The 11,887-nt window shown below is 60.3% G+C and carries 11 protein-coding genes; 6 read left to right on the forward strand and 5 right to left on the reverse strand.

Going from position 1 to position 11,887, the window contains the following annotated elements; all coding sequences use genetic code 11:
- Nucleotides 1-47: 47 nt before the first annotated feature.
- The 3 genes from EI969_RS05715 to EI969_RS05725 form a co-directional block, all read right to left on the reverse strand.
- Entirely contained in the window at nt 48-914 is an 867-nt protein-coding gene (locus EI969_RS05715; protein WP_160386408.1) for a carboxylate/amino acid/amine transporter, read from the reverse strand.
- Between the two features lie 335 nt (nt 915-1,249).
- The gene (locus EI969_RS05720; protein ID WP_160386410.1) at nt 1,250-1,849 is read right to left on the reverse strand and encodes an FMN-dependent NADH-azoreductase; all 600 of its coding nucleotides are present in this window, start codon (nt 1,847-1,849) and stop codon (nt 1,250-1,252) included.
- 164 nt (nt 1,850-2,013) lie between these two features.
- Complete coding sequence (locus EI969_RS05725; RefSeq protein ID WP_160386412.1) at nt 2,014-2,328, reverse strand: 3-phosphoglycerate kinase; 315 nt, start codon at nt 2,326-2,328, stop codon at nt 2,014-2,016.
- A 49-nt stretch (nt 2,329-2,377) separates the two neighbouring features.
- On the opposite strand from EI969_RS05725, the gene EI969_RS05730 reads away from it, so the two are divergent.
- The 5 genes from EI969_RS05730 (at nt 2,378) to aqpZ (ending at nt 7,512) form a co-directional block, all read left to right on the forward strand.
- Nucleotides 2,378-3,301: a LysR family transcriptional regulator gene (locus EI969_RS05730; RefSeq protein ID WP_160386414.1), complete on the forward strand. Its 924-nt coding sequence runs from the start codon at nt 2,378-2,380 to the stop codon at nt 3,299-3,301.
- A gap of 14 nt (nt 3,302-3,315) precedes the next feature.
- Entirely contained in the window at nt 3,316-4,119 is an 804-nt protein-coding gene (locus EI969_RS05735) for an alpha/beta fold hydrolase (protein ID WP_160386416.1), read from the forward strand.
- Between the two features lie 3 nt (nt 4,120-4,122).
- Nucleotides 4,123-4,680 carry a peptidylprolyl isomerase gene (locus EI969_RS05740; protein ID WP_160386418.1) on the forward strand — a complete coding sequence of 186 codons (558 nt, stop codon included), beginning with the start codon at nt 4,123-4,125 and terminating at the stop codon, nt 4,678-4,680.
- Between the two features lie 94 nt (nt 4,681-4,774).
- Complete coding sequence (locus tag EI969_RS05745) at nt 4,775-6,607, forward strand: ABC transporter ATP-binding protein (RefSeq protein WP_160386420.1); 1,833 nt, start codon at nt 4,775-4,777, stop codon at nt 6,605-6,607.
- A gap of 206 nt (nt 6,608-6,813) precedes the next feature.
- On the forward strand, nt 6,814-7,512 hold the full coding sequence (gene aqpZ / locus EI969_RS05750) for an aquaporin Z (protein WP_160386422.1): 699 nt from the start codon (nt 6,814-6,816) through the stop codon (nt 7,510-7,512).
- Between the two features lie 11 nt (nt 7,513-7,523).
- On the opposite strand, the gene EI969_RS05755 is transcribed toward aqpZ, so the two are convergent.
- Nucleotides 7,524-8,648 carry a GNAT family N-acetyltransferase gene (locus tag EI969_RS05755; protein WP_160386424.1) on the reverse strand — a complete coding sequence of 375 codons (1,125 nt, stop codon included), beginning with the start codon at nt 8,646-8,648 and terminating at the stop codon, nt 7,524-7,526.
- A gap of 280 nt (nt 8,649-8,928) precedes the next feature.
- Between EI969_RS05755 and EI969_RS05760 the strand changes: the two genes are divergently transcribed.
- On the forward strand, nt 8,929-10,260 hold the full coding sequence (locus EI969_RS05760) for a putative porin (protein ID WP_160386426.1): 1,332 nt from the start codon (nt 8,929-8,931) through the stop codon (nt 10,258-10,260).
- A gap of 272 nt (nt 10,261-10,532) precedes the next feature.
- Here the strand turns inward: EI969_RS05760 and EI969_RS05765 are convergent, their stop codons facing one another.
- The gene (locus tag EI969_RS05765; protein WP_160386428.1) at nt 10,533-11,654 is read right to left on the reverse strand and encodes a beta-ketoacyl-ACP synthase III; all 1,122 of its coding nucleotides are present in this window, start codon (nt 11,652-11,654) and stop codon (nt 10,533-10,535) included.
- Nucleotides 11,655-11,887 lie beyond the last annotated feature (233 nt).

Consider the following 11,887-nt stretch of genomic DNA (forward strand, 5'->3'; position numbering starts at 1 on the left):
GGAGGGTCAGACACTCTGCCATCGCGGGCAAGCCCGCTCCTACAGTTTTAGCGTGCAGCTACCGACTCGCGCGCACCCAACCGGCTGATCCACACCGCCAGCAAAATCACCGAACCACCCAGCAACAAGCGCCCCAGTTCCTCATGCTGGTTCCAGATCAGCAGGTTGATCAGCAACCCCACCGGCACATGCAGGTTGTTCATCGCCGCCAGGGTCCCGCCGCTGACCAGGCACGCACCTTTGTTCCACCAGTAGAGCCCCAAAGCGCTCGAGACCAGACCGAGGAATAGCAATACGCCCCATTGCAGCGGTGCTTCGGGCAGGAAGTCCTGTTTGCCCAACAGCAGAAACGCCGGCAATACCACGGCCAGGGCACCGAGGTAGAAGTAGCCGAAACGCCGGTAATGCGGCAGATCGCTCGGATGGCGGGCGACCAGGTGTTTGTAGAGCACCTGCCCGGCGGCAAAGGTGAAGTTGGCCAGCTGCAGCAACAGGAAACCCATGAAGAAATCCGGGTTGATCCGGTCAAAGCGAATCACCGCCGCCCCCGCCACCGCGACCAGGGCCGCGACCAGGGCCCAGGGATTGAAGCGACGATTCAGTGCGTCTTCGATCAGGGTCACGTGCAGCGGCGTGAGAATGGTGAACAGCAGCACTTCCGGCACCGTCAGTACACGAAAGCTCAGGTACAGGCAGACGTAGGTCACGCCGAACTGTAGCGCGCCGATCAGCAGCATGCCGCGCATGAAGGCCGGCTCCACCGAGCGCCAGCGGGTCAGTGGAATGAACACCAGCCCTGCCAGCAGCACACGCACCAGCACCGCAAAGTAACTGTCGACATGACCGGCCAGGTATTCGCCGATCAAACTGAAGGAAAACGCCTGGATCAGCGTGACAAAAAGTAGATAGCCCATGCTCGCCTCGTTTCGAATGGCGGCGACGATAGCGGTTTTTGCCTTGTACCGCGAACGATCAAGCAATACAAAACCTTGTAGGAGCCGGCTTGCCGGCGATGAGGGCGTGTCAGTCAACGATGGTATTGCCTGATACACCGCTATCGCCGGCAAGCCGGCTCCTACAGGTTGTTTTGCAGAATCGCAGGCAAAAAAAAGCCCGATCTCGCTAAAGCGTTCAATCGGGCCAGAGCACTCAGGAGCAACAAGTGCGAAGGGAGGTTCGATGCGCGTACAGGCTTGAAGGGTTGCGCCAGGTCACTAGACCATCCAGCGATTATCTGGCGATTAACGGCTCAGGCCACTTGCGAAAGCTTGGCGTTCGCCTGGTTCAGGCCTTTCTCCTGGAAATCACCGCCCAGGTTCATGCCTTCGGCGTGGATGAACGTCACGTCGTGGATGCCGATGAAGCCCATGACCTGACGCAGGTACGGTTCCTGGTGATCGGCGGTGCTGCCGGCGTAGATGCCGCCACGAGCCGTCAGCACATAGGCGCGCTTGCCGCTGAGCAAACCTTGCGGACCGGTTTCGGTGTATTTGAAGGTCACGCCCGCACGCAGCACATGGTCGAGCCAGGCTTTCAGGGTGCTGGGGATCGCAAAGTTGTACATAGGCGCGGCCATGACCAATACATCGGCGGCGAGCAGTTCATCGGTCAACTGGTTGGAGCGCTCCAGGGACGTCTGCTCGATGTCACTGCGCTGCCCGGCGGATTTCATCCAGCCACCCAGCAGGTTGCTGTCCAGGTGCGGCACCGGCTTGACGGCCAGGTCGCGGACGGTGATCTGGTCATTCGGGTGAGCCGCTTTCCACTGGCTGATGAAGGTCTGGGTCAGTTGACGGGAAATCGAGTCTTGCTGACGGGCACTGCTTTCGATGATCAGAACGCGGGACATGGGATGTAGGCTCCATCTGAGAATGCTGTAAGTCGATGGAGTGAAGGTTAAACAGAGTCATATCGATGAAAAAGCGCAAATAACTGCTATAACCCATCAATAAATTCGTTTATAACCTCAATGCACCCTGTGGGGCCGGGCTTGCTCCCACAGGGGATCGAGGTTCACTTCGGGGTGCAGGTCAGCTCGATGCGCAATTTGATGATGTTGCGGCTGAATTTGGCCGTGGCGTTTTTGTGTTTGCCGGCCGGTACATCGATCTTGCGGGTGCGGGGTGCTTCCGGACCATTGCTGAATACCGCCTTGCAGCTCGCATCGACGTCGCCATAGTTGGCCACCCGAATCGAACCGATGTCGCTATCGGTATCGAAGGTTTCGAAGTCGATCTTCATTCCGTTGAGGTTCTTCTGCACATCGATCGGATAAGCAAACGCGGTCAGCGGTAGCAGCGCCAGCAGCACACAACAGAATTTTTTCATTCAGCAGCCTCCAGTAAGGGCTGCCAGCTTAGGACAAGAGGAGCTCAACATGAAAGCGCCCCGCGTGACCCTTGATCAATGGCGAACGCTGCAAGCCGTGGTCGATCACGGTGGTTTCGCCCAGGCCGCCGAGGCGCTGCATCGCTCGCAATCATCGGTCAGCTACACCGTGGCACGCATGCAGGATCAGCTCGGCGTGCCGTTGCTGCGCATCGACGGACGCAAGGCCGTGCTGACCGAAGCCGGCGGCGTGCTGCTGCGCCGCTCCCGGCAACTGGTGAAACAGGCCAGCCAACTCGAAGACCTGGCCCATCACATGGAGCAGGGCTGGGAAGCCGAAGTGCGCCTGGTGGTCGATGCCGCCTACCCCAGTGCCCGCCTCGTGCGCGCCTTGACCGCGTTCATGCCGCAAAGCCGTGGCTGCCGGGTGCGTCTGCGTGAGGAGGTGCTGTCGGGCGTGGAGGAAGTCCTGCTCGAGGGCGTGGCCGACCTGGCCATCACCGGGTTCAGCATTCCTGGCTATCTGGGCGCGGAATTGAGCGACGTCGAGTTCGTCGCGGTCGCCCACCCGGAGCACCCCCTGCACCGCCTCAACCGCGAGCTGAGCTTCCAGGACCTGGAAAGCCAGATGCAGGTGGTGATCCGCGACTCGGGCCGCCAGCAACCGCGGGACGTCGGCTGGCTCGGTGCCGAACAACGCTGGACCGTCGGCAGCCTGGCCACCGCCGCGACCTTCGTCAGCAGCGGCCTGGGATTTGCGTGGCTACCCCGGCACATGATCGAACGGGAACTCCGGGAAGGTACGCTCAAGCTGCTACCGTTGGATCAGGGCGGTAGCCGCAACCCGAGCTTTTACCTCTATTCGAACAAGGACAAACCGCTCGGGCCAGCCACTCAGATTCTCATCGAACTGCTGCGTACGTTCGACACCGCACCACTGGACGCACCGTTCGCCGCCCCCGAACAAGCCTGACACGGAGTGTATGCATGGCCTATTTCGAACACGAAGGTTGCAACCTGCACTATGAGGAATATGGCCACGGCACGCCGCTGCTGCTGGTCCATGGCCTGGGCTCCAGTACCCTGGACTGGGAAAAACAGATCCCGGCACTTGCCACCCGCTACCGGGTGATCGTCCCGGACGTGCGCGGTCACGGCCGTTCGGACAAACCCCGGGAGCGCTACAGCATTGCCGGATTCAGCGCTGACCTGGTCGCGCTGATCGAGCACCTCGATCTCGGCCCGGCACATTATGTCGGCTTGTCCATGGGCGGCATGATCGGCTTCCAGTTGGGCGTGGATCAGCCGCAACTGCTCAAGAGCCTGTGCATCGTCAACAGTGCGCCAGAGGTCAAACTGCGCAGCCGCGATGACTACTGGCAGTGGTTCAAGCGCTGGAGCCTGATGCACGCACTCAGCCTGCGCACCATCGGCAAGGCATTGGGCAGCAAATTGTTCCCGAATCCCGGACAGGCCGACTTGCGAGAAAAAATGGCCGAGCGCTGGGCAAAAAACGACAAACATGCTTATCTCGCCAGCTTCAATGCCATTGTGGGCTGGGGGGTTCAGGAACGACTTTCGAAAGTCACCTGTCCAACCCTCGTTGTCAGCGCCGACCGTGACTACACGCCGGTGGCGCTGAAGGAAAACTACGTAAAACTGCTGCCCGATGCGCGGCTGGTGGTCATCGCCGATTCACGCCACGCCACGCCGCTGGACCAGCCGGAACACTTCAACCAGACACTGCTGGAATTTCTGACCACAGTCGACACCACCACTCAGGATCATTGACCCATGCTGAAAAAAATCGCCCTCGCCGCAGGCTCTGTCCTGTTTGCCGCCAACCTGATGGCCGCGACGCCGGAAAAGGCCCCGCACGTGATGCTGGACACCACCAACGGCCAGATCGAAATCGAACTGGACCCGGTCAAGGCCCCGATCAGTACCAAGAACTTCCTTGAGTACGTCGACAGTGGCTTCTACAACAATACGGTTTTCCACCGGGTGATCCCGGGTTTCATGGTCCAGGGTGGCGGCTTCACCCAGGCCATGCAGCAAAAAGACACCAAGGCGCCGATCAAGAACGAGCACAAGAACGGCCTGGTCAACGTGCGTGGCACCTTGTCCATGGCCCGTACCTCGGTGCCTGACTCGGCCACCAGCCAGTTCTTCATCAACGTCAAGGACAACGACTTCCTTGACCAGGGCGACGGCTACGCGGTGTTCGGCAAAGTGGTCAAGGGCATGGACGTGGTCGACATCATCGTCAATTCGCCGACTACCACTCGTGGCGGCATGAAGGACGTTCCGGCCGACCCGGTGTTCATCAAGTCGGCCAAGCGCATCGACTGAGACCAAGCTGGACAAGGATGTCCGAGCCGTTGCCGGTGATTGCCGGCAACGCTCACACCGTTAAAAGGAGAGCCCGTTCGCGGGCGAATAACCAATGCTTTATCGCCGCTTTGAAAAACTGATCGATGTTTTCCGTGAAGCACCGACGGCGTCTCCGCCGGACCGGGTTTTCCCTTTCTACACTTATTACCTCAAGCAGGTGTGGCCGAGTTTCGCCGCTCTGCTGATCGTCGGCCTGGCGGGTGCATTGATCGAGGTGGCGTTGTTCAGCTACCTGAGCCGCATCATCGACCTGGCCCAGGGCACGCCGAACGTCAATCTGTTCCGCGAGCACGCCCTCGAGCTGACCTGGATGGTGGTGGTTGCGCTGGTGCTGCGCCCGATATTCGTGGGCTTGCATGACCTGCTGGTGCACCAGACCCTGAGCCCCAGCATGACCAGCATGATCCGCTGGCAGAACCACAGCTACGTGCTCAAGCAGAGCCTGAATTTCTTCCAGAACGACTTCGCCGGGCGCATCGCCCAACGCATCATGCAAACCGGCAACTCACTGCGCGATTCCGCGGTGCAAGCCGTGGATGCGTTGTGGCATGTGCTGATCTACGCCATCAGTTCGCTGGTGCTGTTCGCCGAAGCCGACTGGCGCCTGATGATCCCGCTGTTGACGTGGATCTTCGCCTTCATCGGCGCCCTCTGTTACTTCGTGCCACGGGTCAAGGACCGCTCGGTGGTGGCGTCCGATGCGCGCTCCAAACTCATGGGGCGGATTGTCGACGGCTACACCAACATCACCACCCTGAAGCTGTTCGCCCACACCAACTTCGAACAGCAATACGCCCGCGAAGCGATCAAGGAACAGACCGAAAAAGCCCAACTGGCCGGCCGCGTGGTCACCAGCATGGACGTGGTCATCACCAGCATGAACGGCTTGCTGATCGTCTGCACCACCGGCCTGGCCCTGTGGTTGTGGACGCAGTCGCTGATCAGCGTCGGCGCGATTGCCCTGGCCACCGGCCTGGTGATCCGCATCGTCAACATGTCCGGCTGGATCATGTGGGTGGTGACCGGCATCTTCGAAAACATCGGCATGGTCCAGGACGGCCTGCAGACCATCTCGCAACCGGTCAGCGTGACCGACCGCGACCAGGCCAAACCTTTGGCGGTAGCCCGTGGCGAAGTGCGCTTCGAACAGGTGGACTTCCACTACGGCAAGCAGAGCGGGATCATCGGCGACCTCAACCTGACCATCAAGGCCGGCGAAAAAATCGGCCTGATCGGCCCGTCCGGTGCCGGCAAGTCGACCCTGGTGAACCTGCTGCTGCGCCTGTACGACGTCGAAGGCGGACGCATCCTGATCGACGGCCAGAACATCGCCGACGTCAGCCAGGAAAGCCTGCGCGAACGCATCGGCATGATCACCCAGGACACGTCGCTGCTGCACCGCTCGATCCGTGACAACCTGCTGTATGGCAAGCCCGACGCTACCGATGCCCAGCTCTGGGAAGCGGTGCACAAGGCCCGGGCTGACGGTTTCATTCCTTCGCTGTCGGACGCTGAAGGCCGCACGGGCTTCGATGCCCACGTCGGTGAACGCGGGGTGAAACTCTCCGGTGGCCAGCGCCAGCGCATCGCCATTGCCCGAGTGTTGCTCAAGGACGCGCCGATCCTGATCATGGACGAGGCCACCTCGGCACTCGATTCGGAAGTCGAAGCGGCGATCCAGGAAAGCCTCGAAACCCTGATGCAGGGCAAAACCGTGATCGCCATCGCTCACCGGCTCTCGACCATCGCCCGGATGGACCGGCTGGTAGTGCTGGAAAACGGCAAGATCGCCGAGACCGGCACCCATGCAGAACTGCTCGCCCATGGCGGTCTGTATGCGCGGTTGTGGCAACACCAGACGGGTGGGTTTGTCGGGATTGATTGAGTTTGCGGTGGCCACAAAACCTGTGGGAGCGCCATACCGAAGATCGAAATAACCGCCAGAGCCTGTCAAACACAGGGCCTGGCGTTTTTTTATGCCTGCTGGAATTCTGAAAAAACCGTGCTGTACTCACTTCAACGTTCTGGAGGTGGTTCTGCAGTCCATCGGCTGGATGCTCAAGGCAGCATAATCTCGAAAGGGCACTCTCTATGTCTCTGTTAAAACGTTCGGCTACAGAGTTGGTAGGTACGTTCTGGCTGGTGTTGGGTGGTTGCGGCAGTGCGGTATTGGCGGCGGCCTTTCCGGAGGTGGGGATCGGTCTGCTCGGGGTGTCTTTCGCGTTTGGCCTGACCGTGCTGACCATGGCGTTCGCCATCGGCCATATTTCCGGTTGTCATCTCAATCCTGCGGTGTCCCTCGGCCTGGTGGTGGGTGGGCGGTTTCCGGCCAGTGAGTTGCCGGCCTACATCGTTGCCCAAGTGATTGGCGGCGTGATTGCAGCCGCCCTGCTGTACTTCATCGCCAGCGGCAAACCCGGGTTCGAACTGGCGGGAGGCCTGGCGTCCAACGGCTATGGCGAACATTCGCCCGGTGGTTATTCGATGGCGTCAGGGTTTGTCACTGAACTGGTGATGACCGCGATGTTCATCCTGATCATCCTCGGCGCCACCGATAAACGTGCGCCGGCTGGCCTGGCTCCGATTGCCATCGGCCTGGCGCTGACACTCATCCACCTGATTTCGATTCCGGTCACCAACACCTCGGTCAACCCGGCGCGCAGCACCGGACCGGCGCTGATCGTCGGCGGCTGGGCGATTCAACAACTGTGGATGTTCTGGGTCGCGCCACTGCTCGGCGCCATTGTCGGCGGCGTGCTGTATCGCTGGCTGGGCAAGGAAGAAAGCTGAAACGCTGAAGGTCAGCCTTGTCGATAAGGCAAGGCTGACTTCGCTTCCTCTGCATACGCCAGCACTCCTAACCTCTCTTGCTGCAGAAAGTCCTTCACCGCCGCTTTCAACCCCTGATGCCGCAGGTAATGCCAGGAATGCGTAATCACTGGCTCGAACCCACGAATCAGTTTGTGTTCGCCCTGGGCCCCGGCATCGAAACGCTGAAAGCCATTGGCGATGGCATAGTCCATTCCCTGGTAGAAACAGGTCTCGAAATGCAGGCGATCGAACTCCGCCAGGCATCCCCAGTAACGGCCATAAAAGCTGTCGCCCCCCACCAGGCTGAACGCCATCGCCACCGGCCGTGAACCCTGCCTGGCCAGCACCACGCGAATCGACTCCGGCATGCGTTCGGCCAACAGGCTGAAAAACTCTCGCGTCAGATACGGTGCTTGCCGGCGCACCGCGTAGGTATTGGCGTAGCAGGCATAGACAAAATCCCATTGCGCCTGGCTCATTTCCCGCCCTTCCAGCCATTCGAACTCAAAACCCTGCACCGCCACCTGCTCGCGCTCCTTGCGCATCTGTTTGCGCTTGCGCGAACTGAGCACGTCGAGGAAGTCCTGGAAATCCCGGTAGCCGCGATTCTGCCAGTGATACTGACAGCCCACGCGCTGCAGCCAGCCGGGCTGCTCGCTCAGTGCCGCATCGGTGAACGGATCGGTGAAGTTGATGTGCGCGCTGGAGAGCCCTTCTATCTCGAGGTAGCCCGGCAGGCTTTTCAACAGTTCGAAACCATCCTCTACCCTGGCCGCCAACAGCCGCGGCCCGGTGACCGGGCTGAACGGCACCGCGGTCAACAGCTTGGGGTAGTAATCGATGCCGGCGCGCTCGCAGGCATCGGCCCAGGCGTGATCGAACACGTACTCGCCGTAGGAATGCCACTTGCGATAGCTGGGCAGAGCGGCGATCAGGCGCTCACCTTCAATGTGCAGCAAATGTTCGGGCTGCCAGCCGGAATGGGGGCCGACGCTGCCGCTGTCTTCCAGGGCGCTCAAAAAAGCGTGACGCAGAAAAGGCTGCGTCTCGGGCACCAGGGCGTCCCAGGTTTGCGGGGCGATTTCCGACAGTCTTTGCAGGCGTTGCAACGGCATCACCGTCCTCACTCTTCATGGCATGAAAGCCCCGCGAGTATCGCCTATCGCCCGGCAATGCACACGGCCAAAACGACGACAGTGCTCTAACTCAATAGTTCAGGGCGACTTTGTATCGTCATGGACATGACATCACATTGCCACTGCTCTGTAATAAACGATCGCGATACTGGCGCCTGTTTTTAGAGCGCCGGGTTATACCCGGCCACTGTTTTCCGCCCCTTATGGTCGGTTGTGTCCCGGATGGCTCAGTCATCCCCTCTCATCTTCGGAGATTGATATGCGTCTTGCTTCCACGAAAACTGCGGCGGCCCTGTGCGGTGGCCTGTTGCTGGCCATGAGTGTTCCGGCCAGTGCCGCAGTCGACGCCAAACTGCTCGACATGCTCAAGGCTAACGGCTCGATCACCAACGCGCAGTACAGCGAACTGCAAGCCGAGCTGGCCAGGGATCAGAAAGACCAGCAGATCGCCCGTCAGGCTCAGCAAGAGACCAACGAGCAAATCGCGGCCACCGCGAAGAAAACCGACACACTGAGCGCTTTCGACCAGAAACTTGCCTGGGCGGCCAAGACCCAGTTCAAGGGCGACGTGCGCTTCCGCCAGGAAAACGTCCACAACGATGGCGTGCCGAACAACAAGGACCAGGACCGTCAGCGCATTCGTGCCCGCCTGGGTGCCTACAGCGAAATCAACTCGCAGGTCGACACCGGTATCCGTATCGCCACCGGCAGCAACGACGACGCTCGCTCAACCAACCAGGACCTGAACAACTACTTCGACAAGAAGCAGATCTGGCTGGACCAGGGTTACATCGACTATCACCCGGACGCGATCAAGAACCTGCACCTGGTGGGCGGCAAGATGCCGCAACAATGGGTGAGCATGGGCGACATCATCTGGGATAGCGACATCAACCCGGAAGGTCTGGCGGTCACCTACAAATACCCGCTGAGCGGCAGCACCGAGCTGTTCGGTAGCGCTGGCCACTACACCCTCAAGGACAACGTCGACGGCGAAGGCGTGCAGTTCAAGCACGACCTGCGTCTGTACGCCGGCCAGCTGGGTGGTCGCTTCGCCATCACCGACAGCATGAAGTTGACGTTGGGTGGCAGCCTCTACGCCTACGACAACGACGACAGCAGCGCCTGCCCTACCAGCGGCACCGTCACCGCGCCATGCGCACTGGCCGTCAACGGCAACAGCCCGGGCGAACAGTTCAAGCTGTACGAAGGTTTTGGTCAGCTGGACTTCAGCAACCTGCCGGTACCGCTGTCGATCTACGGTCAGTATGTCAACAACACCGATGCCAGCAACGACCAGGACACCGGCTGGCTGGCCGGCGTGAAGTCCAAGCTGTATGGCTTCAACGTCGACTACAACTACCGCGACGTTCAGCGTAACGCGGTGGTGGGTGCCTTCACCGACTCCGACTTCGCCAACGGCTTCACCGGTTCGCGCGGCAGCAAGCTGAAAGTGAGCTACGACCTGGACAAGAACTTTGCCCTGGGCGCGACCTACTTCATGGCGACCTCGGACCAGACCAACGCCAACATCAACAAGAAAGATTCGGACATCAACACCCTGCAACTGGATGCCGAAGCGAAGTTCTGATTTACCCGCAGCACCGCTACATGACCCGGTCAAGGAAGCCCGGGTTACCCCCACAGCCTGACGCTGGTCTATCGGTCCCCATCATCCTCCGATAGGTCAACGCCGGGCTGTTTCTATTGGCGCCAACCTACCTGTAGGAGCGAGCATGCTCGCGATGAACCTGAGATCGCCGCTGGGTGTCAGGCATCCAGCGTCATCGTTGACGACCATCGCGAGCATGCTCGCTCCTACAGGTAATTCAGCGCTGCCGGGATGCGGGGCAGTCCGCGCTCCTACAGCTTGCGCAGCAACACGCTACCAATCGAATAACCGGCACCGAACGAGCTGAGCACGGCCAGCGAACCGGCGGCCAGATCGTCCTGGTTCTTGTGGAACGCAATCACCGAACCGGCGGAACTGGTGTTGGCGTAGGTGTCGAGAATCACCGGGGCTTCCTGTTCGGTGGCGTCGCGGCCGAGCAGTTTCTTGACGATCAGGTGGTTCATGCTGAGGTTGGCCTGGTGCAGCCAGAAGCGCTTCACGTCGCTGACGTTGAGCTGGTTTTCCTGCAGGTGCTCGGCGATCAGCTCGGCCACCATCGGGCAGACTTCCTTGAACACCTTGCGGCCTTCCTGCACGAACAGTTTGTCCTTGGCGCCGATGCCCTCTTCCGCCCCGCGGTTGAGGAAGCCGAAGTTGTTGCGGATGTTGTTGGAGAACTTGGTCAGCAGCTTGGTGCTGACGATGTCGAACTGGTATTTGGACGTCGCCAGGTCGGCACGTTCGATGATCACCGCGGTAGCGGCATCGCCGAAGATGAAGTGGCTGTCACGGTCGCGGAAGTTCAGGTGGCCGGTGCAGACTTCCGGGTTGACCATCAGGATCGCCCGGGCCTGCCCCAGCTTCACGCTGTTGGCGGCGGTCTGGATACCAAAGGTCGCCGAGGAGCACGCCACGTTCATGTCGAAACCGAAACCCTGGATACCCAGCGCCTCTTGCACTTCGATGGCAATGGCCGGGTAGGCGCGTTGCAGGTTGGAGCAGGCGACGATCACGCCGTCGATGTCAGCGGCGGTCTTGCCGGCGCGCTGCAGGGCTTGTTCGGCCGCGCCGATGGCCATCTGGCAAAGCACCGACCACTCGTCGTTGGAGCGCTCCGGCAGGCGTGGGGCCATGCGTTGCGGATCGAGGATGCCTTCCTTGTCCATGACAAAACGGCTCTTGATGCCGGAAGCTTTTTCGATGAAGGCGGCGCTGGATTCGGTCAAGGCCTGCACTTCACCGCGCGCGATGGCGTCGGCGTTGTCGGCGTTGAATTGCGCGACGTAAGCATTGAAAGACTGGACCAGCTCTTCGTTGGAAATGCTGTTGGCCGGGGTATACAGGCCGGTGCCACTGATGACGACGTTATGCATGGTCGTGTCTCTAATCTGTTCAGGCAGAAAGTGCTGGCACCGTCGTACCAACACACAAAGGGTCTATTCCCGTCCGAGGGACGCAAACCTGGCATCGCTTTATTCCGACCTGCCCGCGACATGAAGGCTCAAAACCGCGGGGCCGGCGTTTATAGGCGCGAAGTTTGCCATAAAGCGTGGGTTTTGGCCCCTTTTTGCGAGATGACTCGACCTGAAGCGGCGTTTCGGAATGG

It is taken from the genome of Pseudomonas sp. PB101, from assembly GCF_009764265.1.
Classification (GTDB): domain Bacteria; phylum Pseudomonadota; class Gammaproteobacteria; order Pseudomonadales; family Pseudomonadaceae; genus Aquipseudomonas.